Genomic DNA, 23,950 nt, shown 5'->3' with positions numbered 1-23,950 from the left:
CCAGCTATAAAAATGAGGGCTGTACGTCCCTTTTGCCGCATAGGTTTTAATAATCGTATAAAGGGAGCTGGTCCAATGATTGAAATTGCAGGAAAGCCGTTGCAGACATTACCGAGCCACGGTTTATCCCAAGCGGAACGCGCCATTCTAACAAGTTTGCTTGAAAGCGACGCCACCTACCGCTACCAATCCGTTGATGAACTCAGCTTTGAGGTTGCTTTGCGCTTACATACGGTCGAAGCGTCAATGGCCATGTTTCATAGTGGTGCCTCATTCGAGTCCTTTCAACAGTCCTATTGCAATCCCCGCTTTTGGCAGCGGATGCCTAATGGCGCCTTCCAGTTAAAACCTTCTGTTAGGCCGTCTGATGCGATCAACGATATCTTTTTAAATGGCAGAGCCTACGGATTTGAATGCGCCACTGCCATTATCATTCTTTTTTATAAGGCAGTGCTCGATTCGATTGACCGTCCTTCGTTTGATCGGTTGTTCCAAGGGCTATATTTGTATTCCTGGGAACACGACGAAGACTTGCAACTAGTGACGAGAACAGGGACTGATTATTGTATTGGCGACTGTGTTTACTTTAACAATCCCGATTTTGCCCCGTATAATTCTGTCTGGCGCGGCGAAAACGCGATTAAGCTTGATCGTGATTTGTACTTTGGCCATGGGATTGGGATTCAACCGAGCGCAGAAATCATTCGTATTTTAAACGAGCAACGGATCCCAGGCTCGCAAACGTCCGCTTACTTGCTCGACCAAGTAACACGTCTTAACTTTAAATTGGTGCGTACATTCTCCGCTACTGGCTACACGCCACGTACTGGGCTTGTGGATGCAATCGTCGTGGAAATGGGTGATCGTATCGACTTTTATTAAAAAGCAAAACAGGCTGCTGCACGTGTATCCATGCAGCAGCCTGTTTTAGCTACGAGGTTCTATGATCAGCTTAATGGCCGTTCGCTCTTCTCCGTCAATATGGATGTCTGTAAACGCGGGAATGCAGACCAAGTCGATTCCACTGGGAGCAACGAAACCTCTGGCAATCGCAATCGCTTTGATGGACTGGTTTAACGCTCCTGCGCCAATCGCCTGTATTTCTGCGGCTCCCCGTTCCCGGATGACACCGGCGAGTGCGCCTGCAACAGAATTTGGTGTAGATTTTGCTGAAACCTTTAAGACTTCCATTTCTACCCCTCCTCAAATAAAATAAAGCGGGCTGGTTCGATCGTTGTCTCCTCAAGTTGTCAATTAACAGGCCAACGCCTTATCACATGTCTATTGAAGAAATAGGAGGGATATGCCTCGTAAACACAAATTTGTCTACATTTCCATAAACGGGCGCTCATCGGAAAAGGAAAGGCGCTCAATTTTCGCTGCTTTTCCGGTGCGGTCATCAATATCAATCACAACACCGTTTAATTGTTTGCGACCTTCAGCCACTTCAAAACGCGCAGGCAAATTCGTCAAAAACCGGTACAGCACCGCTTCTTTTTCCATGCCAAGAATGCCGTCTAAAGGGCCAGTCATGCCAACATCAGACAAGTAGGCGGTCCCTTTTGGCAATATCCGTTCATCTGCTGTTTGCACATGTGTGTGCGTGCCGATCACTGCACTGACGCGCCCATCTAAATGCCAGCCCATCGCTTGCTTTTCGCTTGTCGTTTCTGCATGAAAATCGACAAATATGCAATCTGCTTCAGCGCCAATTTCCTCTAAAATCCGATCGACTGTACGGAAAGGGCAATCCGCGGGATTCATAAACGTCCGTCCTAGCAAATTGATGACGGCGACATTCAATTGGTTGACTTTCATCACCCGGAAGCCGACACCAGGCGTGTTCGGAGGCAAGTTCGCTGGGCGTACAAGCCATTTTGCGTCCTCAATGAAATCAAAAATTTCCCGTTTATCCCAAGCGTGGTTACCGAGCGTCACCATTTGCGCGCCTAAATCAAGAAAACCTTTATATATTTTTTCTGTAATCCCTTTCCCATGTGCCGCATTTTCGCCATTTATGACTGTGACAGTCGGCTTGTAATGCTGTTTCAAGCGTTTCATATGGGTTTCTACCATGTCGCGGCCGGGAGAGCCAACAACGTCGCCAATAAATAAAATCCTCAAGGGAATCCCTCTTTTCCAAACAAATTTCAAAAAAATAAAGTGGCTTTCGCCACTTTATTTTGCGTATTCCACAGCACGTGTTTCGCGAATGACAGTCACTCGAATATGACCTGGGTAATCGAGCTCTTGCTCAATTTTTTTCGTGATGTCACGCGCTAGTTTATGGGCCAATGCATCGTCGACGACATCTGGCCGAACCATGATCCGCACTTCACGCCCCGCTTGAATGGCAAACGTTTTTTCCACGCCATCAAACGACTCGGAAATCTCCTCGAGCTTTTCAAGGCGGCGTATATACGTTTCAAGTGTTTCCCGTCTTGCGCCGGGACGAGCAGCTGATAATGCATCAGCGGCAGCGACAAGCGTCGAAATAATCGACGTGGACTCGGTGTCGCCATGATGCGAAGCAATTGCATTAATGACAACAGGATGTTCCTTATATTTTGTCGCAAGTTCGACGCCAATTTCCACATGGCTGCCTTCAACTTCATGGTCAATCGCCTTGCCGATATCATGCAAAAGGCCTGCCCGTTTTGCTAGCTTCACGTCTTCGCCAAGCTCTGCCGCCATAATCCCTGCTAGATGGGCTACTTCCATCGAGTGCTTTAAGACATTTTGGCCATAGCTTGTACGGAAGCGCAGCCTGCCCAAAATCTTAATTAGATCAGGGTGTAGACCGTGCACGCCGACTTCAAATGTCGTCTGCTCGCCGTACTCACGAATCGTTTCATCGACCTCGCGCCGCGATTTATCCACCATTTCTTCAATCCGGGCGGGATGAATCCGTCCGTCTTGGACAAGTTTCTCCAGAGCTGAACGGGCAATCTCGCGACGAATTGGATCAAATCCTGATAAAATGACCGCTTCCGGCGTATCATCAATAATTAAATCGATCCCCGTCAACGTTTCTAACGCGCGAATATTCCGCCCTTCACGGCCGATAATGCGCCCTTTCATTTCATCATTAGGCAAATTGACAACAGAGACCGTCGTCTCGGCCACGTGGTCAGCGGAGCAACGCTGAATGGCAAGAGACAAAATTTCTTTCGAGCGTTTATCTGCTGTTTCTTTTGCCTCGGCTGTTTTTTCTTTAATCAAAAGAGCCGTTTCATGGGCAATTTCTTGTTCAACCTCTTGTCGGATGATCATTCGGGCTTCTTCCCGTGACAATCCAGATACTCGTTCCAGTTCCTGTTTCTGCTCAACAAGCAACTGGCTCATTTTACTTTCCATCTCTTCAACTTGTCGTTGTTTTTTGGCGAGAGATTCCTCCCGTTTTTCTAACGATTCTTCTTTTTTATCGAGAGTTTCGCTTTTGCGGTCGAGAATCTCTTCTTTTTGGACCAAACGATGCTCTTGTTTCTGAATCTCATTTCTTCGCTCACGAACCTCACGCTCGGCATCACTGCGAAGCTTATGGACTTCGTCTTTCACTTCCAAAATCGCTTCTTTTTTATTCGTTTCTGCTTCGCGCTTGGCGTCATCAATCATTTGCTTTGCTGCGTGTTCCGCACTTGATATTTTCGCTTCAGCGACTGATTTTCGAACAAGATATCCAACAACTGCAAAAACTACAGAGAAAGCAAGTACAATGAGGCAGAGAACCAAGAGACTCAACGTATAACTTGGCATCGTTTCACCTCCCTTGCTATCCAATTGTTGGTTTTAACGGTTCATTCACGTTTGCTAAATTACAGGTCAAACTTACATAAAATACAGCCTTTTTTACACACTGTATCATTTCTTATTCTACGCTCAGTCGCAGGCGATGTCAAGGTTTGGAAATGTCTTCTATTTGGCTAAGCCCATCGCGAATGGCCACTGAAAAGGCTTTGTCGCCTGATTCGGCTAAGTGGTGGTTATGGGTGATCATAATGATTTGCCGGCCAAACATCGTTGCCAGCGATTTTAAAAATTCATATAAGTAATGCGTATACTCACCTGAAACATGCTTGCCCGGTTCATCAAGCAACAGCGGACCTGCCTGACGCGGCTGTGTCGTTTCCATCAAAGCAACGCGGAGCGCCAACGTCACAATGTCAACGACGCCTCCGCCTCTGGCGTCTTGGGGCTTCGTCTTCACACGAATGCCTTCGTAATCAGAAATGACGTACATGTCCGCAACTGCACGGTTGCCGTGCTCTTCTAATTCGATTTCAAAGGAGACAAGCGGCCCAAATACGTACTGGAGCGCATTTGTCACTAACGTCTCCATTTGTTGTTTGGCTTGCTCCCTGGCATATTCTGCTGATTGTTGCAAAAGAACGCGCGCCTTTTCATATGTATCAACCGTGTCTTCCATATGAACAAGTTCCGCTTCAGCCGCTTCAAGTCGCTCTTGCAACATCCGCTTCTTTTCATCAAGGCGCATCCATTGGTCTCTCGCTTGCTGGAGAGCATTTTCTAACTGCTCCAGCTCCCGTTCACTGCTCACGGCTAACAAGCTCCTTCGGAATAAGGGACCATGCTTCATCCATGGAACGTGCAATGCTGTCTTCTAAACGTTGAATCTCTTGGTCGAGCTCCTCTGGCTTCACGCCAAGTTCCTCTAATTCAACTAACAGCCGTTGCTTTTGATTCTCTAACTCTTCAAGCTTTGCTTCAGCCCGGTAACGAACGTCTTTCGCCTTTTCAATTGCTTGTTTCATTTTTTCCAAGTCTTGTTCTACACTGTTCATTCGTGATGCTCCCCTCCATGATTAATCGCTTGCCCACAAGTCGGGCAAATGCCAAGCGCTTTTAGTGTTTCCGTATAACGATTGCTCAACTGCTTTTCCTCAGCCAGCTTTTCTTTCACAAACGCTTGTCCATCAGCAGCACGCTTTGTCACTTCTGCTAACTGTCTTTTATAATCGTTTAACTTCATTAAAAGCTTCGTCGTTTCAATCGCCTCGTTTAACTGCCGGGCTGCTTGATCTGTCCCTTTCAATTCTGCACTGGCGGCCTTCACTGATGTATATTCTTGCTGCGTTTGCTGCCACTGGCGGGCAAGTTTTTCGAGCTGTTCTTTTTTGGCTTTCTCCTCTTCCATTCGTACAAGTTGCTTCCTGTCTAGGCTTTGCACAAAAGCTGTTTGCGCCATTGCCTTTGTCAATGTTTGCTCATTGTCCTTTACTGCCTGGCTTTGCTGCTTAAGAGTGGTCAGACGCACATAACGAGTTGCCTCGTTTCGTATCGCCTGGTGAAGGCTATAAGCACTGTCCACTTGCGCTGTTTTTGAAAGCCATAAAGAGCAGGTGCTGCTGTCTTTTTCGAGCCGTGCCCATTGTTCCGCCAACTGGCTCAGGCGCTTGTTTTTAACAGCCAGCGCACACAACCGTTCATAACGAACTTCCCAATCAGCTAGCTGGGCTACACTGGCTTTTTGTTTGTTGGCTTCTGCTTCTGCTCTTGTCAGCTCTATGTAACGGGCATGCCATTGCTTGAGCTTCGCCAGTCTATCCTGGGCAGCCTTGGCTAGCCGCAATTTTTCAAAGCCTTTGTCCAGTTTTGTCTTCGCAGCCTCAAGCCCATCAAATGGGGCGAGCGCCGTTTTGGCTTCCTCCACTTCTCCTTGTTTCTGTTTGATTCGTTGGCTGAGTCCGTACACATCTTTAGAGGCATCGCGGATCGCCATGTCTAAATAGTGGGCACCGCTCATGCGGCCAATTGTTTTCGCGCGCAGCGATCCTGGCGCTTCCAACAAGAAGGGCCCGTCTAACTGCTGGGCAATTTGCAAATGCCACTCATTATCGCCATCAATCCGGAACGACCTCATGCCATGGGCTTGGAGCACCTCTTCTGGCACTTGGCTGCCAAACCCTTCAAGCACCAAGTCTTGTCCTCCCGGCTCTTTTAAGATGTAGCGATTTTTTGAGCTGGTCCGCTCGCGTATGATGAGACGTCCTGACTCCATTGTGATCGTCACACGGACAAAATCCGCACCGACACGGATAAAATCCGTCCCCCTTGGCTGGTTAAACAATGCCCAACGAACTGCCCGCAAGATGGCGGTCTTGCCGCTGTCAGATTGGCCGACGATCACATTTAGGCCTTTGTCAAATTGCAGCGTGCTATCTAAATGGGATTGGAAATTTTCAAGCCTGACACTTACAATATTATTCAGTTTCATCACGCTCCCAGCGCTCTTCCACGATCGTCATCCGCCTTAGTGCTTCCTGTTTTACTTTGTCTTCGACACCTTGCATAGAGGCGAGCTCACGAATGATTTCACTCATTTGCAGCGTTTGGAAATCCGCCTGCTCTCTCACTTGCTGGACAAAGGCGTGAAGTTTTTCTTCCTGGTGGCTTGCTTTTTCCACATAAGCCCTGTCCAACACGTCGCTCCCTTTTTGAGCGACAGTCAGCGTCTCTTCCCGTAGCGTTATGCCTTCTTTTGTTACAGTACCAATAATGACTTTAGGCAGCCGTTCTACTTCTGTCCAATGGTTATTAATCCTCGCTACTGCGCCTGGATTGCAAATAAATTTGCCGTTTTGCTCTTTAATGCCAAAACCAGTATGGTAATGTCCTGTCAAAATAACGTCGGCGCTCGTCCCCCAAATGTGGTCAATCAGCGTATGAGGAATGCCGTCAGGCAGTGCTTTTTCGACGAGCATGCTATGGACGAGGTGGATCATCGTATCTGCTTCTGTTTCATTAATTGGATAATAGTCTAGCTTAGGGTCACGCTGGTCGAGTTCATAATGGTATGGCTGGCCGGACACTTGCACGCGGACACCAGCTTTTTCAATCAAAATCGGCTTGCCAGGATGGACGAGCTTCATAATGCCAAACGCATCAAGGAGACCAAGCATCGTCCGTGACACCGTCTCCGGGTTATGACCAAATGTATCATGGTTCCCAGCAATCGTGTATATGGGCGCTGGAGCTTCCCGGAAAATTTGTGCGAATTGGCCAACTGTGCTTGGCGATAAGTCTGGCCTGTCAAAAACATCACCACCATGAAGAAGCACATCCACTTGTTCACGGTTGGCAATAGCCATAATTTCTGTCAACTTTCGTTTCATTGTTTCTGGAAACGCATCTAAACGGTTTTTAGGCGCTGTCCCCCGGATATGGGTATCGGTAAAATATAAAAACGTGACCATTTTATCCCGTCGGCTCCTTTTGCAAGTGAAACTGCTTCTTTTTTTCCTATCAAAAAAGCCCCCTCAACGGTTGCTGCCGCTGAAACCCCGTGTTTTTCAAATACAGAGGAAAGAACATGGCGCAGGCCAGATCTTTCCTCCTCTTGTATGGGCGTCTATCAGCGGACTCTGTTCGGGAGCCTCAATGTTGTTCTCTTTATTTTAAATCTAAAGGCACATCTTCAAAAGCTTGTTCTTCAGCTGCCTCTTCCAGCTTCGCTTCCCCGTCGAGCCCGTGGTGGTCACGAATCAAACGCTCAATTTCGGCGGTAATTTCCGGGTTTTCTTTCAAAAATTGTTTTGAATTTTCACGGCCTTGCCCAAGGCGGTCGCCTTTGTAAGAATACCAAGCACCGCTTTTTTCGACAATATCGAGTTCCGCCGCAATGTCAAGCATCGAACCTTCCCTGGAAATGCCTTCTCCGTACATAATGTCAACTTCCGCTAAACGGAAAGGCGGAGCCACTTTGTTTTTGACGACTTTGATTTTAGTGCGGTTGCCGACAATCTCATTCCCTTGCTTCAACGCCTCGGCACGGCGCACTTCCAAGCGGACGGACGAGTAAAATTTAAGGGCGCGCCCCCCTGGCGTCGTTTCTGGATTGCCGAACATAACGCCGACTTTTTCACGGATTTGGTTGATGAAGATCGCAATCGTTTTCGACTTATTGATCGCTCCTGATAATTTCCGGAGCGCCTGTGACATTAAGCGTGCTTGCAAGCCGACATGCGAGTCGCCCATTTCCCCTTCAATTTCCGCTTTTGGTACGAGCGCAGCTACACTATCAATGACAATTATATCAAGGGCACCACTGCGCACAAGTGCTTCCGCAATTTCAAGTGCCTGTTCGCCTGTATCAGGTTGGGACAGCAAGAGCTCATCGATATTAACGCCTAGTTTGCTCGCATAGACAGGATCAAGAGCATGCTCAGCATCAATAAAAGCAGCTTGGCCACCATTGCGCTGCACTTCAGCAATTGCATGGAGGGCAACGGTCGTTTTACCGGAAGATTCTGGGCCATATACTTCAATGACTCTTCCTTTTGGATAGCCACCTACGCCCAAAGCAATATCAAGGGCGAGGGCACCGCTTGAAACCGTCGATACGCGCTGTTCAGCCTGTTCACCTAGCTTCATGACAGAGCCTTTGCCAAATTGTTTCTCAATATGGCGTAAAGCCATGTCAAGCGCTTGTTTTCTATCACTCATTTTCATCTCTCCTTGTCAATTCGCTCATTTCTATCGTTATCCATGTAAGGGACAATGTTGTAAGTCTTCGCATGAGTCTATCATAACGCGTTTTGCTTCGTTTGCCAATAGTTTTTACGAACATTTATTCGTCTTTTTTTACGACAAATAGGAAAGACCGGGCGGAACCCGGCCTTTCCGACTGTAGATACTACGTGTTTGACAAAGCAGCACGCTTTGGCTAAGGATCTATGAACGGCGTGAGCCCGCTGGCGTGCGCCGCTCCCGTTTCGGGCGCGGCTTAGCAGGTTCAAGATTGACGCGCGCTCCATTAATGCGGGAATAGCGCAAGCCTTCATACACAAATGGCGCAGCCTCTTCTGGTACATCGACAAAGGAGAAGTTTTCAAAGATGTCGATGCGGCCAATCGATTTGACAGGGATGCCGACAAGGCGGCCGATTTCTTCGCCAAGAATTTTCGGCGTCAAATTGACATTTCGTCCAACATTGATGAAGAAGCGGACCATTCCTTTGGCACCGCCTGTGTCACCAAAGCTGTAGCCAGCATCTTCGGTTGCCGTCTCTGTTGAAAACTTTAATTTCAATAGCGCCGCAACCACTTGTTTAGGGTCTTGCTCAGCAAGAATTTCATCTACAAGGGGCAAGAACAACTCCATTTCTTTGCCGCCTTGCTCAATTGTATCCTCAATTAAGTTTTTCCAAGAGCTTTGCTGTTTTTCAACAACTTCTTCAATCGTCGGCACACTTGCTGACGGAATGTGCATCTTGATTTCTTTTTCAATAGAGCGGAGATGCTTCATTTCCCGAGGCGTAACCAACGTAATCGCTGCGCCTGTCCGGCCCGCTCGCCCTGTACGCCCAATCCTGTGCACATAGCTTTCAGGGTCTTGTGGAATATCGTAGTTGATGACATGGCTGACATTTTCTACATCGATACCCCTGGCGGCTACGTCTGTAGCAATGAGAAACTCGATCGACGAGTCGCGGAATTTCTTCATAACAACATCACGTTGAGATTGCGTCAAGTCTCCATGAAGACCATCAACAAGGTAGCCCCGCGCTTGGAGCGCTTCTGTCAATTCAGCGACGCCTTTCTTCGTGCGGCAAAACAAAATGCCGAGCTCCACATCATCGCTGTCAATGATGCGGCAAAGGGAGTCAATTTTATTTCGCTCCAATACTTTATAATAAACTTGGTTGATCGAAGGTGCCGTCACTTCGCCCTTATTAATCGTCACTGTTTTCGGATCGTTCATGTATTTTCGTGACAGCTTGCGGATCGCAGGCGGCATCGTCGCAGAAAACAACAACGTTTGTCGAACTTGATTGACTTCCTTTAAAATCGCTTCGATGTCATCGACAAAGCCCATATCGAGCATTTCATCGGCTTCGTCAAGGACAACGGTATGGACCGAATTAAGTTTGAGCGTTCCACGGCGCAAATGGTCAAGCATCCGTCCTGGGGTACCAATCACTACTTGCACTCCTTGGCGCAACGCTTTGATTTGGTGGCCGATCGATTGCCCGCCGTAAATCGGCAACGTCCGAATCCGTTTATGAGCCGATAGCTTTTGCAGTTCTCCAGAAACTTGAATGGCCAGTTCCCTTGTTGGCGTCAAAATTAATGCTTGAATGTAACGCTCTTCGGTCACTTTATCAACAACCGGTATCCCAAATGCAGCTGTTTTTCCAGTTCCTGTTTGCGCCTGGCCAATTACATCGCCACCTGTCAAAATGGCAGGAATCGCTTTTTCTTGGATAGGGGATGGTTCTTCAAACCCCATATCCTGGATTGCTTGTTTCACTTGGTCCGAAATATCAAAGTCTGTAAAATAGGTCATTTACTACCATTGCTCCTTTTCAATTCTTCCAGTAAATAAAAATAGCCAAATTTCACCGCCCGCATTCGTACGGCATTGCGTCCCCCCGATAAAGACAGCGTGTATACGCGCTCTTTCCCTCCTGGCAAAAGAAGCGCCAGAAAAACGGTACCCGCTTCGTGGCCCTCTTGCACCCCGGGCCCAGCCACTCCTGTAAAAGAGATGGCCATATCGGAACCGTAAAGTGTTTTGACGCCACGTGCCATTTCCAACGCACATGCTTCGCTGATGGCGCCGTCGCTAGCAAGGGTGGCGCTTGAAACTTGAAGCAATTGCTGCTTCAGTTCATTGGAGTAGGCAGTCACGCTCCCTTTTAGCACGTCCGATGCACCAGCAAACGCAGCCAATTCGCTTGAGAAAAGCCCGGCAGTCAAGCTTTCGGCGCTGGCAATTGTCAGACCGCTCGCCTGCAAACGCAAAAACGTTTCCTTGACCAGTGTCGTTTCGTTGTAGCCGTACAAATATGAACCGACCCGTTTCCGAATCAATGCTTCCGTTTCATCAAGCAAACGGGCAGCTTCATTTTTATCTGCATGCTTTACAGTCAAGCGCAGTTTCACTTCCCCATCACCAGCCAATGGAGCGATTGTCGGGTTCGTTTGCGTCGCAATCAAGTCCAAAAGGTCTGTTTCTAATTGTGATTCCCCAATTCCAAAAAAATGAAGCACACGGGAAGTGATTTCTGTATGTTCAGTTGCGCCTAACAGTTTAGGCAAAAGCTCGTTGACGAACATTGGCTTCATTTCGCTCGGTGGTCCAGGCAAAAGCGCCAGTTTTTTCCCGTCTTCAAGCTCGCATAGCATTCCGGGGGCCATGCCATGACGGTTTGCAAGCACGGTGCAGCCTTCAATCACATAGGCTTGCTTTTTGTTGTTAGGTGTCATGACGCGGTTATGGCGTTTAAAATAATGTTCAATTTCATGAAGAGCGGCTTCATCGTACACAAGCTTTTTTCCACAAAACGCCGCGACCGTTTCTTTCGTCAAGTCATCTTTTGTCGGGCCAAGCCCGCCCGTTAAGATGACGAGATCGGCACGCTCATGTGCTTCTTGAAGTGCTTTTTTTAGCCTGTCCTCGTTATCTCCCACAACTGTGTGCCGGTACACGTCGACACCAATGCTTGCTAGCTGTTTAGAGATGAATTGGCCATTTGTATTGGCGATCTGGCCAAGAAGCAGCTCTGAGCCAACGGCCATTATTTCTGCATTCAATCCATCCTCTCCCTTACATCGATTTTAGAATGACGTGTTTGTTTTTCACAAAATATTCGATTCCAGACCAGATCGTTAACAGAGCCGCGATCCATAGCATTATGGAAGCAAATGGAAATGAAAGAGCTGAAAAAGGGATATTATGTAAAAGACTAGCAATAATAGCGATAATCTGGGTGAGCGTTTTCCATTTGCCCAGTTTGCTCGCCGCTATAACATCGCCTTCTGCTGCAGCAACTAAGCGAATGCCCGTTACCGCAAACTCACGACTAATAATGACAATGGCAATCCAAGCTGGCACGAGCTGCGCTTCCACTAACCCAATTAAGGCAGCGGTCACAAGGAGCTTATCGGCCAAAGGATCGAGAAATTTGCCGAAGCTAGTGACAAGGTCAAGCTTCCGTGCATAGTAGCCGTCGAGCCAATCCGTGGCAGAGGCAACGACAAAAATCGCTGTGGCCACAAGCATGCTGTATGTAATCGGCTGTTGAAACCACTCCGTTTCGCCAAGTGGCCAATCGACAAGCAAAAACAGCATAAATGCCGGAATTAAACAAATCCGCGCTACGGTGATTTTATTTGCTAAATTCAAAAGCTTCCCGTCCCTTCCTTTTTGCCAGTTTGCATGAAACCAGTCTGGACTCACTTTTTTATTGTACCATAGTTGGCACCGTACTGAAAAAAACAGCGCTTAATCAAAAACAACAACAACGAAAAAGTCCCCGGTACTAAGCCGGGAACGATTGGTTATTCTTGTTCTTCAACGGTAATGGTCACATACTGGTGATCGGTTTCCAAGAGTTCGACTTCAATGCCGTTCACTTCTACCCTTTCAACCCCATAACCGTTGCCAATATTAAGCTCAAGGGCGTCAAGGCCGCTCACGTCTGGCTCAAAATCATCTTTGTAGTCTCCGCCGTTTTCTTCAATTGCCTGTCCATCGCGGTCACGGACTTGCACATAGGAGCCTTCTCCCATTTCAATTTTCAGCGTTTCAATTGCCTCCACGTTTGTAAGAATATAAGTGGAGACGTTGCCGGATGTCTCTTCCAATGAAAGTTCAGGCTCTTTGTCAGTTTGCTCGTCTTCCGATCCGCTTTCCTCGTCAGCTGCTTCGTCTTCGCCAGCTTCGTCTTTATCAGCTGCTCCTTCGCCTTCCTCTTCATCGCCAGCATTCTCAGGCGGATCATACGTATCTGTTTGCCCGGCTTCTTGCTCATTCTGAACTTCGCCGCCGCTATCACGGCCGCTCACGTTCCAAATAAGAACGATGACGAGCACGACAGCAGCAATGAGCAAGATTGGCACTAAAATGGAAGCCAGCGATTTTCCACGCCCTTTTCCTGGCCTTGAAGGCGCTGTACGCGCGCTTGTTTTTACGCGTTCAGAGCGTGAAGGCAAATCGACTGCTTCCGTTTGCGGATTGGGCAGTTCGTTTTTATACGTTTCCAGCACTTCATCGGCATCAAGGCCAATCGCTTCCGCGTACGTCTTGACAAATGCCCGCGCATAAAAAATGCCCGGGAGCGTATCAAAATTGCCTTCTTCAATCGCTGCCAAATACCGTTTTTGAATTTTGGTCGTACGCTGCAGATCATCAAGCGTAATCTGCTTGTCTTCACGCGTCTCTTTTAAGTAATTCCCTAGTTCTGACATGGTCACACCTACCTACAAACTTTAGCTTATGTCAAATGAAGAAAAGCCTGGCTCGACGACGTCATACGTAATTTGCTCACTATCGTCATTGCGCAATTCAATAATGCAGTCAAAGTCTTCAAGCTCGTACTCTGACTCACGGATAAAAATGTCAGGGTGTTCAACCACTTTTACTGCAGGAAGCCGCATGATGTCGTCAACAAGCATGCGGTGCTTTTCAGTGGCCCTCATCGTTGACACAATGCCGTCAATAATAAAAATGTTGTCCCCATCCATTTCATCTTCAGCCAACTGGCTCCGTACAGTCTGCCTAAGAAGCGTCGAAGAAATAAAGCTCCAGCGCTTGTTCGCACAGACGCTTGCTGCTACTACCGATTCGGTTTTGCCGACTCTCGGCATGCCGCGAATGCCGATTAAATAATGGCCTTCTTTTTTCATTAATTCAGCCATAAAATCAACTAATAGCCCTAGCTCTCTGCGAATAAACTTAAATGTTTTTTTCTCCGTGGCATTTCGCTCGATATAGCGACCATGGCGAATCGCTAATCGGTCTCTAACGCGGGGCTCGCGGAACTTTGTAACTGTTACGTTGCCAATTGTATGTAAGATGGCTTTAAACCTTTTTACGCTGTCATCGTCAGAAGTGCGCAAAAGCATGCCTCTTCTCGTGTCGTCAATGCCGTTAATAGTGACAATATTAATGGACAGCATGCCAAGAAGAGAAGAAATATCCCCGAGAATCCCCGGGCGGTTTTCGTGGAGCTGGTACTCAAAATACCATTCTTTCACCGCGGCACTTCCTTTCTTGAGTGTGAAAAATGGACCAAATCAGCTATTCTTCTTGGGTCTATGATATAGGATACACTACTAAAAGGAAAGTATTTTCCTATGTAAAATTGCAAATTTCCGCAAATCGCCAAACAAACCGCCGTTTTTAGTAAAAAAACTGCCTGTTCACAAATTGCGAACAGGCAGGGGCGCCTTACTGTTGTTCTACCAATTTTACCATCATATTAGCGATAGCATGCTGTTCTTTCTCATCAGCGACTTTCCAAAGGTCGGCAAGAACACGTTCTTGTTCGTTTTTCGGCTCAACTTGCCCAGCCAAATATTCGCCAACTTGGTAAGCAAGGTCACTTACGACATGTTCATTCATGCCCTCTTTTTTTGCTTGGTCAAGACGCCCTCCTAAAAAATCTTTCCATTGATCCCAGTTGTCAAGTACTGACATGTGAATCCCTCCTTTAGAATTTAAAAAGATTCACACTTAGTATGCCGGATTCACTTGCCTTTATGCGCTGACTTAACAGTACCAACCGCCATTGACAGAAAGAATTTGGCCATGTATGTACGATGCCTTATCGCTGGCCAAAAAGGCAATCGCCTCTGCGACTTCCTCGGCTGTCCCAAGCCTGCCGTACGGAATGTCTTCAGCAAGCAGACGAAGATCAGCCTCGCTGTAGCCTCTAAGCATGTTTGTATCGATTGCTCCAGGAGCAACAGCATTAATGCGTATGCCGCTCATGGCCGTTTCTTTTGCCATGCTTTTAACAAACCCATTTAAACCGCTTTTTGCTGCAGCATAGATGCTTTCCATGCTTGCTCCTGTGAGCCCCCAAATGGATGATGTGAGCACGATCACGCCATCGCGTTTTCTTAGCATTTCCGGCAAAAAGGATCGTACTAGTTTGATCGGGCTAAGCAAGTGCACATGCATTTGTGCTTCAAGAATATCGTCGCCAACGTCTTGCAAGAGCGCAGGTGCAGCGCTGCCAGCACAATCGACAAACACATTAGGCACGGCAGGTAATTGCTTTGCAAGTGTGGCAGCGCCATCCGCGCTAGACAAATCGGCTTTGATGGCAACACAAGGACAAGGAACGGCGGCCACTAAGGCGTTGGCTGCCTCGATGTTTTCCGAGTAGTGGATATAAAGCTCAGACGCCTCTTGTGCAAGGATCGCTGCCGTTGCTTGCCCGATTCCTCCAGTTGCCCCTGTTATTAAAATGCGCTTCATGACATGTCTTCGTCTTTGACTGTCGCTACCGTCCGGTACTCGCTTTTAAAATGGTGATGGAGCACTGTTTCCAAGTCAGATGCTTCTAACGATTCAAGCACCGGCACGACATCAAATAAATTCATGCCATTAAACGCATAGCGTGTAAATTCATTGGCAATGTTTTCAGGCGAGTTCAAGGAACGAAGAAAAGCGCCAATCTTTTTCTTAATGGCCCGATCCGCTTCTTCTTTCGCAAGTGGACGCTGCTTGAATGCAGCAATGGTCTCAATAATTTTTTCTTTTAGTTCCTCTGGCTTTGTACTGTCTCCGCCGATAATTGAAAAACCGAACCCATATTCTGCAGTATAGTCAAATGCAAACGTCTCATTGATGATCCCTGCCTCATACATAGCCTCGTATGCCTCGGAACTTGGGCCGAACATAAGATCGAGCAAAACATTTAACGACAGTTCGTATTTTAGCAGTTCTTCCCCTTGCCGCGTTGGGTTTGACTCTTTAAAGCCAACAAATACCTTCGGCGTATGGACAGGCATAGCGACAACATGTTCGGCTCTGTCGACTGGCGTCCCTTCAGGCTTCACGTGACGCTCAATCGGTTTTGGGTCGGCAAATTCCTTTTTGCTTTGGTTCGCCCGGACGAGCTGCATCATTTCATTTACGTCCACCGAGCCGACAATGAACAGCAACATGTTGCTAGGATGGTAAAACGTCTCATAGCAAGTGTACAAGTCCTCTTTCGTGATTTTGCTAATCGACGGGATCGTCCCTGCAATGTCAATTTTGACCGGGTGGGATGAATACATGTTTTCAATTGTCCCAAAGTAAGCGCGCCAATCAGGATCATCATCATACATCGTAATTTCTTGTCCTATAATGCCTTTTTCTTTTTCCACTGTTTCATCGGTAAAATAAGGGTGTTGAACAAAGTCAAGCAGCGTTTCAACATTTTGGTTGACGTTGGATGTGCTTGAAAATAAATAAGCGGTGCGGGTAAAGCTTGTAAAAGCGTTCGCTTGTGCCCCTTGTTTGCCAAATGTATGAAAAACATCGCCTTCTTCGCTTTCAAACATTTTGTGCTCTAGAAAGTGGGCAATGCCGTCTGGGACTTTTACTGGCTCTGTCTGTCCAAGAGGAACAAAATGGTTATCAATCGAACCGTATTTAGTTGTAAAAGTGGCAAACGTTTTGTGAAACCCTGGCTTTGGAAGAATGTAAACATCAAGCCCATTATCAAGTTGCTCATAATAAAGCGTCTCTTCTAGCTGTTTAAATTTAAGCGGCTTCATTATTCACTCTCCCCTTTCAAAAAGTAAATCGTATCCAATTCCCATTTGTTCGCTGCATTGACAATGTCTGTTTTCGTGACTTTCTTTAACGCTTCAATCCGCTCGCCAATTGGATAAGTCGTCCCTGCAACCATTTCATGGTAAGACAGTTCGACAAATCCCCTTGGTGTATCAATCGCTTCTAGCATTTGATTGATGAGCATCGCTTTTGTCTGTTCAATCGTTTCCTCGTCAAATTCCCCTGTTTTCATAGCCTCTGCTTGTTCCTTTATAATAGCAACCGCACGTTCAAATTTATTAAATTCAATCCCGGCCATTACCATTAGCACGCCTTTATGACTTTCAAGGCGAGATGCGGCATAATAAGCAAGACTTTCTTTTTCACGGACATTTCGAAACAACTTTGACGACGGGAATCCGCCAAAAATGCCATTGGCGACTTGCATCGCCTCATAATCTTCATCGCCAAACGTTGTATGGGTACGAAAGCCAATATGCAATTTGCCTTGTTTGACTTTTTGGTTTTCCGTCACGAGTTTTTCGGTTATGTGGACCGGGCTCTTGGCTGCTGCTTGTCCTTCCGCTTTTGGTTGGCGGTTTTGTGTGAATAGCTCCTCGATAGAGCGAGTCAGCTCGTTTTCATCGTAGGCGCCAATGATATAAAGGTCAAAACGGTCTTCGGTGACCATCCGTTCATACGCTTGGTAAATCGCTTGTTCATCGAGTGTATCAAGGTCGCTAACGCGTCCATAAGCTGGAAGTGAAAACGCTTCGCCTTTGAACATTTCCTCTGTGATCCGAACGTTGGCATAACGCATTTTGTCGTCATAAATCGCTGCAATCCGCTGTGACAAGGCACGTTTTTCTTGCTCAACAATCGCTTTCGCGAAAGCCCCATCTTCTAGTCTTGGCTCAAAAACAACTTCTTTAAAAAGGGAAAGCGCTTCTTTCAATAATGGCTGTTGGCCTGTCAAAAACCGCTCACTGGCTATTTCCATGCGAAAGCTAAGCACATGCTGCTCGCCTTTTTTTTGAACATCGCCCGTTAAAATCGCTCCATACATATCATCAAGTTTGCGCCTAAGTTGTTTGCGATTGCTATAGTTTTTAGTGCCACTTTGCAAAATAGAAGGTATAAGTGCTCTTACTGTCAATGTACGTTCATTCAATGGCGCTTTAGCCATTAGTAAAAATGTAACGGTTTTAAATTTGTCCGTTTTCCAATAATGAATATTCATGCCTGCCCGCTGCGATGAGCGCACTTGTAAATCAACCATTTGCTCACTTCCTTTACAAACTTAAATTTGTTGTTCCAATCCTTCTCGCATGCTGCGAGTAAGGAAGACGATGCAACAGCGGCCCCTTTTAGTGTGCCAACAAAGGCGGCAAATCATCCGCAACGTCTAAAAACCGCCGGAGGTGGCGGTTTTTTGCTTATTTGCTTTTTCTTACAACATTAAACTTAAATTTGTCAGACCGAAAATAATTGACAGAGTGGAGCACCGCTTGATCATGGTGATCATAATGGGTTTGTCTTAAAAGAAGAAGCGCCGTTTCAGGAGTGCACTCCAGCACTTCCGTTACATGCTCATGGTAGCCGATCGGCTCAATCGAGGCAAGCGCATAAGCAATTGGTCGGCCTGCCTCTTCTAAAAACTGAAAGATCGACTTCATTTCATGAATAGAGCGGTTGCCGACTAAATCCGCCGGAAGCTGGTCAAGGCAGTAAACGACAGGCATACCGTCTGCTGTCCGTACACGCTCAAGTTGGAGCATTTCAAACGATTTCGATCGATTAAAACGCGCTCTGTCTTCTTCTGCCGAAACTTCGATCGTTGACGACAAATAAATCGTGCCTGGCGTCATATTTGCAGACGCAATCATGTTGGTTACACTTTGCAGCTCTTCGATTCCCGCTGAAAACAGCGGCTTTGAAGGCACAAATGTGCCTACGCCGTAGCGCCTTACGACGAGTCCGTCTTCCTCTAGTAGGCGCAACGCTTCCCGCAATGTTTCTTTGCTTACACCTAGCTGCTTGGCAAGCTCATATTCAGATGGGAGCTTACTCCCTTCACTGTAGTGGCTGATTTCTTCCTTTAACTGATCGATCACTTGTATATAAAGCGGCCGATGATCCGCCTTCATCACCGATTCCATCCTCTCTATCGCAACCCTTTCTTTCTAGTTTATGAAGTTGCCTCTTCATCATTACGGCTGATCAGTACTTCCCTAGGCTTACTGCCCTCATATGGGCCAACAACGCCTCTCGCTTCCATTTCATCAATAATGCGCGCTGCCCGTGTATAGCCGACGCGAAAGCGGCGCTGGATCATCGACACGGATGCAGTACCGACTTCCACGACTAAGTCAACAGCGTCGTTGTATAAGTCATCTTCAGGCTCGCTGTTTGTTGCCTGGTCAACCGAAGGCGTCATTTCTTCTACATATTGGGCTTTTTGCTGAGAAATGACATATTCAACAACTCTTTCAACTTCCTGATCCGATAAAAATGCCCCTTGTATACGCGTCGGCTTTGTTGCGCCCATTGGCAAATAGAGCATATCCCCGCGGCCTAGTAGCTTTTCGGCACCGCCAGAGTCCAAAATCGTGCGCGAATCAGTTTGCGACGAAACGCCGAAAGCTATCCGCGACGGGATGTTGGCCTTAATGACGCCAGTAATCACATCTACAGACGGCCGCTGCGTAGCAATAATCATATGAATGCCCGCTGCTCGTGCCATTTGCGCAAGGCGAGCGATTGAATCTTCGACATCGCCAGACGCCACCATCATTAAGTCGGCGAGCTCGTCCACAATGACGACAATATAGGGCAACAATGGCTGCTTGCCCTCTTCCGTTTCATTGTGGCGGCGAATATAGTCATTATAGCCTTCGATATTGCGTGTGCCAGTATGTGAAAACAAGTCATAGCGTCGTTCCATTTCAGCAACAACTTTTTTTAATGCTTGAGACGCTTTTTTCGGTTCTGTGACTACGGGTGTCAATAAATGGGGAATGCCGTTGTACACGTTTAGCTCAACCATTTTGGGATCAATCATCATCAGCTTCACTTCATGGGGTTTTGCTTTCATTAAAATGCTTGTAATGATGCCGTTGATGCACACACTTTTGCCACTGCCTGTTGCCCCTGCCACAAGCAAATGGGGCATTTTATTTAGCGGCGCCAGCACAGGTTCCCCTGAAATGTCACGGCCAAGTCCAACGGAAAGCACTTCATGTTGTCGTGAAGCAGCCCCTTCAAGCACTTCCTTTAAAGAAACAATCGCAATTTCCTGATTAGGCACTTCAATGCCGACAGCTGATTTCCCCGGGATTGGTGCTTCAATGCGAATGTCTTTTGCAGCAAGCGCCAAAGCAAGGTCATCTGCCAAGTTGACAATTTTGCTTACTTTTACGCCAATGCTTGGATTGACTTCATACTTTGTGACGGCTGGACCTAAATGAACTTTGGAGACACGGACGTTCACTCCGAAGCTAGCAAGTGTTTTTTCCAATTTGCGGGCATTGGATGTCAATTGTTGCTTTTCCTGCTTTTGTTCTGGCTTATCAGGCGTCAGCAACAAGTCGAGACTTGGCAATGTATAGGATTCATTTGCTTGTTCCATCTGCACCAAGCCAGCCGGCATCAGGGCTCCGTCCTCATCTGTTCCGCCAGCCTCCGCCACTTCACTAGCGCCTTCTTTCTTTCCTTGCTTAACAGGATGGACCGTTTGCTCTTCAGGCGTTACCTGTGCATTTTGCGTGAAATCGACAATTTCTGGCTCTGTCTGTTTATCCCATGGTTCTAGCTCCTGTTCCTCTACTTCCTCGTTTGTTTGCTGTTTTTTCTTCTGGCGCACTTTCTTTTGTTGGCGTTCTTCATTCATTTTCACTTTTGCCTGTTTCCGCCAAGAAGCAAAGTCTTGCCATGCCGCTTTCACAAAATCAGTTACAAACAAATACGTACGCCGGTAAGCTTTTCCGACCATTTCTCCAAAGGAGCGCCCGGAAATTAAAATCGCGCCAATCATAATGAGGATAAAACAGAACAAATATGTACCTGCGTTGGCAAACAAAAAATGGCTTACTGCATAGCCAACTGCCCCAACCATACCACCGCCAAGATCGGCAGACTGGCCAGACGTCATTTCTTCCCAATACAGGTTCCACGTCCCCCGCAAAACCGATTCATCGCTGACGTTGCCAGTTAGCTGAAGTTCACGGAATAAGCTGATGTGGGCCAAAATCGCCATCGAAATCACGATTGTGTACAGTCCAGCTAAACGCCTTCCCCACAAGGCCGGTTTTTTCCGTTTAATCATGATGTACAATGCGCTTACAAAAAAACCAAGCGCCAAAACGACAAACCATTCTCCTAAGAAGAAACGAAATAAACGGACAAATGCTTCCCCTACGCTCCCTAATCGGGCCAGCGTGACAAGAGCCACTACAAGTAGGCCTAATCCTACAAGTTCAAAAGTCAACTGGGACTTCCACTGGTTTTTTTTTCGTTTCTTGCGTTTTGCCATGGAGTCACCCTCTAGAAAATCATACTCGAACAAGCAGCCTAAACGCGAGGCTGCTTAAAATCGACTGTTGTTATTATATCATACCATGTTTTCGGCGCCCACCACTACAGCGATTCCGTTTTTAACGGTTTTTTATGGAATCCATCTCGCTGAAAGCAATGAGCCTGGAGCGTATTCAGGTTTTAAAAAGGCATTTGGATCACTCGAAAGGAGACGGATGACTCGAAAGTTGCCATCGTCAATCCGTTCAACGACAAGCTGGCCAGCGTCACAGTCAATCAGTTGTTGACTTTGGTAAACCGTCTCTTCTTCAGGAAAAAGAAGTTCATAAGGAGTCGTCGTGTACAAAATCATTGGATAACCTCCCCGTCTGCTTTCTGTTCCTCAATCATTTCATTCAGCTTTCTTATCGCTTGGCCAATGCCGCCCACTTCATTGATAAGGCCATATTCGACCGCATCTGTGCCAATCACATTCGTACCAATGTCCCGTGTGAGATTGCCCTTTGAAAACATTAATTCTTTAAACTTTTCTTCCGATATTTGCGAATGGGACGTGACAAAGCGAATGACGCGGTCTTGCATTTTATCCAAATATTCAAATGTTTGCGGTACGCCAATGACGAGGCCAGTCAGGCGTACAGGATGGATCGTCATCGTTGCTGTTTCAGCAATAAACGAATAGCTTGCCGCTGTAGCAATCGGCACGCCAATGGAATGCCCACCGCCAAGCACAAGTGTAACGGTTGGTTTTGAGATCGAAGCGATCATTTCCGATAGGGCCAACCCTGCTTCGACATCGCCGCCTACTGTGTTTAAAATAATTAACAACCCTTCAATTTTCGGATTCTGTTCGACGGCCACCAACTGTGGAATCATGTGCTCATATTTTGTCGTTTTGTTTTGCGGGGGCAGTTGCATATGCCCTTCAATTTGGCCAACGACCGTCATGCAATGGATGTTGGAAGCGCCCATATCCGGCACATTCGATTGCCCGAGCTGCTGGATTTTTTCGACAAGCGTGCTTTTCTCTTCTTGTTTTTCTTTCGGCTCTTCTGGAGCAGGTTGCTCTTCATTTTCCATCTTGTCCACACCCTTCTCTTTACATAAAAGTAGTATGGGGTGAAGCATTCATTATTATGTGTTGCCGCTCTAAGAAAGCCTGAGCCCCATTCAAGGAAGGGGCTCAGGCTTTTAAATGTTCATGCATATAACGCTTTTTTCAAAAAACTTACGGCTACACTTCCATAATGATCGGCAAGATCATTGGCCGCCTTTTTGTTTTTTCAAATAAGTAGCGGCTTAAGCCTTCACGAATGTTGCTTTTTAAGCTTGACCACTCATTGACATTTTCTGTCACACATTTTTGCAAAATGGAGGTCACAAGCTCATTTGATTTCTCGAGAAGCTCTTCTGATTCACGGACATAGACAAATCCGCGGGAAATAATATTCGGTCCAGATACAATCGTGTTTGTCTTTTTGTTCAATGTGACAACGACGACTAAAATGCCATCTTTAGAAAGCAAGCGGCGATCGCGCAAGACAATGTTGCCGACATCGCCGACACCAAGTCCGTCAATGAGCACATGGCCCGATGGCACTTTAGGGCCACGCCGCGCTTGTTGTTTATTGAATTCAATGACTTCCCCTTTTTCGACTATATAAATCCGTTCTTTTTTCATGCCGACTTGCAAAGCCAATTGCCGGTGCGCATGCTGCATGCGGATTTCTCCGTGTATCGGCAAGAAAAACTTTGGACGCATCAAATTCAGCATCAACTTTAGTTCTTCTTGTGAACCATGGCCAGAGGCATGGACAGCTTGGTTGCCATAAATCACCTCGGCGCCGATCCGGTAAAGCTGGTCGATGACAGCGGATACGCTTGTCTCATTTCCAGGAATCGCTGTAGCAGCAATAATCACTGTGTCATTTGGCGTAATCGTAATATGGCGGTGTGCTCCTTTTGCCATCCGCGTTAATGCTGACATCGGTTCCCCTTGGCTTCCTGTTGTCAAAATCGCCACTTTTTCTGGTTTATGCTTGTTCACTTCGTCCATATCAATTAATAAATCTTTCGGTATTTTCAAGTAGCCAAGCTTTCCAGCAATGGTAATAACGCGCACCATGCTTTTGCCAACAACCGCAAGCTTTCGATTGGTAGCGGAAGCCGCTTGGATTACTTGCTGGATTCGATGGACATTTGAAGCAAACGAGGTGACAATAAGGCGCCCTTTTGTACGAGCGAACACGTCTTTTATACCTTTGCCAGCCTCAGCTTCCGATTTCGTTGTCCCTGGCCGCTCTGCATTCGTTGAATCAGACATGAGGCAGAGCACACCTTTTTGGCCAATTGCTGCCATTTTTCCGATATCAGCATGCTTTCCATCGACTGGTGTTTGGTCAAACTTAAAATCACCTGTATGAACAATAGCGCCTTGGGCCGTTTCCACGCAAACACCAACGCAATCTGGAATGCTATGGCTAACACGAAAGAAAGATACTGGTGTATTTCCTAACTTAATGCGCGAGTTGGAATCGATTAAGCGCAGTTCTGCGTGCCTATGAATGCCTGCCTCTTTCAATTTCTCCTCAACGAGTCCTAACGTTAGCTTTGTGGCATACACAGGCACGTTGATTTTCTTCAGCACATACGACAATCCGCCTATATGGTCCTCGTGTCCATGTGTCAGAATAATTCCCCGTACACGTTCTTCGTTTTCCACTAAATAAGACACATCTGGAATAACGATGTCGACTCCAAGCATATCGTCATCAGGGAACATTAAACCCGCGTCAATGACAATGATATCCTCATCTACTTCAATGCCGTACATATTTTTGCCGATTTCGCCGACTCCGCCGAGGGCAAACACACGCACTTTTTCTGTTTCTTGCTTAGACAA

The 23,950-nt window shown here is 46.9% G+C and carries 23 protein-coding genes; 1 reads left to right on the top strand and 22 read right to left on the bottom strand.

The window, feature by feature from the left end; translation table 11 throughout:
- Positions 1-75: 75 nt before the first annotated feature.
- Positions 76-882 (top strand): protein-glutamine gamma-glutamyltransferase, encoded by an 807-nt coding sequence (locus tag BC8716_RS17140; RefSeq protein WP_157730477.1) that lies wholly within the window; start codon positions 76-78, stop codon positions 880-882.
- A gap of 45 nt (positions 883-927) precedes the next feature.
- Here BC8716_RS17140 and BC8716_RS17135 read toward each other — a convergent pair whose 3' ends face one another.
- From BC8716_RS17135 to BC8716_RS17030, 22 genes are all read right to left on the bottom strand, one after another.
- Complete coding sequence (locus tag BC8716_RS17135) at positions 928-1,191, bottom strand: stage V sporulation protein S (protein ID WP_011247035.1); 264 nt, start codon at positions 1,189-1,191, stop codon at positions 928-930.
- A 135-nt stretch (positions 1,192-1,326) separates the two neighbouring features.
- A complete protein-coding gene (locus BC8716_RS17130; protein WP_094427674.1) occupies positions 1,327-2,124 on the bottom strand; it encodes a TIGR00282 family metallophosphoesterase in 798 nt (265 codons plus the stop codon).
- A 54-nt stretch (positions 2,125-2,178) separates the two neighbouring features.
- Entirely contained in the window at positions 2,179-3,756 is a 1,578-nt protein-coding gene (gene rny / locus BC8716_RS17125; RefSeq protein ID WP_011247037.1) for a ribonuclease Y, read from the bottom strand.
- A gap of 139 nt (positions 3,757-3,895) precedes the next feature.
- A complete protein-coding gene (locus BC8716_RS17120) occupies positions 3,896-4,558 on the bottom strand; it encodes an AAA family ATPase (RefSeq protein ID WP_094427672.1) in 663 nt (220 codons plus the stop codon).
- Positions 4,548-4,802: a hypothetical protein gene (locus tag BC8716_RS17115; RefSeq protein ID WP_094427670.1), complete on the bottom strand. Its 255-nt coding sequence runs from the start codon at positions 4,800-4,802 to the stop codon at positions 4,548-4,550. Before BC8716_RS17115 ends, BC8716_RS17120 begins: the two co-directional genes overlap by 11 nt.
- Positions 4,799-6,235: an AAA family ATPase gene (locus tag BC8716_RS17110; protein ID WP_094427668.1), complete on the bottom strand. Its 1,437-nt coding sequence runs from the start codon at positions 6,233-6,235 to the stop codon at positions 4,799-4,801. Before BC8716_RS17110 ends, BC8716_RS17115 begins: the two co-directional genes overlap by 4 nt.
- Positions 6,222-7,214, bottom strand: coding sequence for a metallophosphoesterase (locus tag BC8716_RS17105; protein WP_094427666.1), 993 nt, complete (start codon positions 7,212-7,214; stop codon positions 6,222-6,224). The genes BC8716_RS17110 and BC8716_RS17105 overlap by 14 nt, the downstream gene beginning before the upstream one ends.
- A 196-nt stretch (positions 7,215-7,410) precedes the next feature.
- The gene (gene recA / locus BC8716_RS17100) at positions 7,411-8,463 is read right to left on the bottom strand and encodes a recombinase RecA (protein ID WP_094427664.1); all 1,053 of its coding nucleotides are present in this window, start codon (positions 8,461-8,463) and stop codon (positions 7,411-7,413) included.
- Positions 8,464-8,691: 228 nt separating this feature from the next.
- Entirely contained in the window at positions 8,692-10,305 is a 1,614-nt protein-coding gene (locus BC8716_RS17095) for a DEAD/DEAH box helicase (RefSeq protein WP_062750624.1), read from the bottom strand.
- The gene (locus BC8716_RS17090; RefSeq protein WP_094427662.1) at positions 10,302-11,555 is read right to left on the bottom strand and encodes a competence/damage-inducible protein A; all 1,254 of its coding nucleotides are present in this window, start codon (positions 11,553-11,555) and stop codon (positions 10,302-10,304) included. The genes BC8716_RS17095 and BC8716_RS17090 overlap by 4 nt, the downstream gene beginning before the upstream one ends.
- A gap of 13 nt (positions 11,556-11,568) precedes the next feature.
- The gene (gene pgsA / locus BC8716_RS17085) at positions 11,569-12,147 is read right to left on the bottom strand and encodes a CDP-diacylglycerol--glycerol-3-phosphate 3-phosphatidyltransferase (protein ID WP_011247045.1); all 579 of its coding nucleotides are present in this window, start codon (positions 12,145-12,147) and stop codon (positions 11,569-11,571) included.
- 155 nt (positions 12,148-12,302) lie between these two features.
- Complete coding sequence (locus BC8716_RS17080) at positions 12,303-13,211, bottom strand: helix-turn-helix domain-containing protein (RefSeq protein WP_094427660.1); 909 nt, start codon at positions 13,209-13,211, stop codon at positions 12,303-12,305.
- 21 nt (positions 13,212-13,232) lie between these two features.
- Positions 13,233-14,000 (bottom strand): DUF3388 domain-containing protein, encoded by a 768-nt coding sequence (locus BC8716_RS17075; RefSeq protein ID WP_011247047.1) that lies wholly within the window; start codon positions 13,998-14,000, stop codon positions 13,233-13,235.
- Positions 14,001-14,193: 193 nt separating this feature from the next.
- A complete protein-coding gene (locus BC8716_RS17070; RefSeq protein WP_094427658.1) occupies positions 14,194-14,442 on the bottom strand; it encodes a DUF3243 domain-containing protein in 249 nt (82 codons plus the stop codon).
- Positions 14,443-14,514: 72 nt separating this feature from the next.
- Positions 14,515-15,228, bottom strand: a complete 714-nt coding sequence (ymfI, locus tag BC8716_RS17065; protein WP_094427656.1) for an elongation factor P 5-aminopentanone reductase — start codon at positions 15,226-15,228, stop codon at positions 14,515-14,517.
- Positions 15,225-16,517 (bottom strand): EF-P 5-aminopentanol modification-associated protein YfmH, encoded by a 1,293-nt coding sequence (gene yfmH / locus BC8716_RS17060; protein WP_094427654.1) that lies wholly within the window; start codon positions 16,515-16,517, stop codon positions 15,225-15,227. The genes ymfI and yfmH overlap by 4 nt, the downstream gene beginning before the upstream one ends.
- On the bottom strand, positions 16,517-17,794 hold the full coding sequence (yfmF, locus tag BC8716_RS17055) for an EF-P 5-aminopentanol modification-associated protein YfmF (protein ID WP_094427653.1): 1,278 nt from the start codon (positions 17,792-17,794) through the stop codon (positions 16,517-16,519). Before yfmF ends, yfmH begins: the two co-directional genes overlap by 1 nt.
- Before the next feature lie 157 nt (positions 17,795-17,951).
- On the bottom strand, positions 17,952-18,662 hold the full coding sequence (locus BC8716_RS17050; RefSeq protein ID WP_257007944.1) for a GntR family transcriptional regulator: 711 nt from the start codon (positions 18,660-18,662) through the stop codon (positions 17,952-17,954).
- Positions 18,663-18,703: 41 nt separating this feature from the next.
- Positions 18,704-21,046, bottom strand: coding sequence for an FtsK/SpoIIIE family DNA translocase (locus BC8716_RS17045; RefSeq protein WP_094427649.1), 2,343 nt, complete (start codon positions 21,044-21,046; stop codon positions 18,704-18,706).
- Positions 21,047-21,178: 132 nt separating this feature from the next.
- Positions 21,179-21,400 carry a YlzJ-like family protein gene (locus BC8716_RS17040; RefSeq protein ID WP_094427647.1) on the bottom strand — a complete coding sequence of 74 codons (222 nt, stop codon included), beginning with the start codon at positions 21,398-21,400 and terminating at the stop codon, positions 21,179-21,181.
- Entirely contained in the window at positions 21,397-22,128 is a 732-nt protein-coding gene (locus BC8716_RS17035) for a ClpP family protease (protein WP_011247055.1), read from the bottom strand. Before BC8716_RS17035 ends, BC8716_RS17040 begins: the two co-directional genes overlap by 4 nt.
- 154 nt (positions 22,129-22,282) lie before the next feature.
- Positions 22,283-23,950, bottom strand: a complete 1,668-nt coding sequence (locus tag BC8716_RS17030; protein WP_094427642.1) for a ribonuclease J — start codon at positions 23,948-23,950, stop codon at positions 22,283-22,285.

This window comes from Shouchella clausii, assembly GCF_002250115.1.
Lineage (GTDB): Bacteria > Bacillota > Bacilli > Bacillales > Bacillaceae_D > Shouchella > Shouchella clausii.
Note: the sequence above shows the minus strand (reverse complement) of the source record. Positions and strands in the feature narration are given on the sequence as shown.

What these genes read in the sequence shown, in the direction of transcription:
- BC8716_RS17140 (WP_157730477.1), top strand. Translation starts at nt 76, where the DNA reads ATGATTGAAATTGCAGGAAAGCCGTTGCAGACATTACCGAGCCACGGT.
- BC8716_RS17135 (WP_011247035.1), bottom strand. Translation starts at nt 1,191, where the DNA reads ATGGAAGTCTTAAAGGTTTCAGCAAAATCTACACCAAATTCTGTTGCA.
- rny (WP_011247037.1), bottom strand. Translation starts at nt 3,756, where the DNA reads ATGCCAAGTTATACGTTGAGTCTCTTGGTTCTCTGCCTCATTGTACTT.
- BC8716_RS17115 (WP_094427670.1), bottom strand. Translation starts at nt 4,802, where the DNA reads ATGAACAGTGTAGAACAAGACTTGGAAAAAATGAAACAAGCAATTGAA.
- BC8716_RS17110 (WP_094427668.1), bottom strand. Translation starts at nt 6,235, where the DNA reads ATGAAACTGAATAATATTGTAAGTGTCAGGCTTGAAAATTTCCAATCC.
- BC8716_RS17105 (WP_094427666.1), bottom strand. Translation starts at nt 7,214, where the DNA reads ATGGTCACGTTTTTATATTTTACCGATACCCATATCCGGGGGACAGCG.
- recA (WP_094427664.1), bottom strand. Translation starts at nt 8,463, where the DNA reads ATGAGTGATAGAAAACAAGCGCTTGACATGGCTTTACGCCATATTGAG.
- BC8716_RS17095 (WP_062750624.1), bottom strand. Translation starts at nt 10,305, where the DNA reads ATGACCTATTTTACAGACTTTGATATTTCGGACCAAGTGAAACAAGCA.
- BC8716_RS17080 (WP_094427660.1), bottom strand. Translation starts at nt 13,211, where the DNA reads ATGTCAGAACTAGGGAATTACTTAAAAGAGACGCGTGAAGACAAGCAG.
- BC8716_RS17070 (WP_094427658.1), bottom strand. Translation starts at nt 14,442, where the DNA reads ATGTCAGTACTTGACAACTGGGATCAATGGAAAGATTTTTTAGGAGGG.
- ymfI (WP_094427656.1), bottom strand. Translation starts at nt 15,228, where the DNA reads ATGAAGCGCATTTTAATAACAGGGGCAACTGGAGGAATCGGGCAAGCA.
- yfmH (WP_094427654.1), bottom strand. Translation starts at nt 16,517, where the DNA reads ATGAAGCCGCTTAAATTTAAACAGCTAGAAGAGACGCTTTATTATGAG.
- yfmF (WP_094427653.1), bottom strand. Translation starts at nt 17,794, where the DNA reads ATGGTTGATTTACAAGTGCGCTCATCGCAGCGGGCAGGCATGAATATT.
- BC8716_RS17050 (WP_257007944.1), bottom strand. Translation starts at nt 18,662, where the DNA reads ATGAAGGCGGATCATCGGCCGCTTTATATACAAGTGATCGATCAGTTA.
- BC8716_RS17045 (WP_094427649.1), bottom strand. Translation starts at nt 21,046, where the DNA reads ATGGCAAAACGCAAGAAACGAAAAAAAAACCAGTGGAAGTCCCAGTTG.
- BC8716_RS17040 (WP_094427647.1), bottom strand. Translation starts at nt 21,400, where the DNA reads ATGATTTTGTACACGACGACTCCTTATGAACTTCTTTTTCCTGAAGAA.
- BC8716_RS17035 (WP_011247055.1), bottom strand. Translation starts at nt 22,128, where the DNA reads ATGGAAAATGAAGAGCAACCTGCTCCAGAAGAGCCGAAAGAAAAACAA.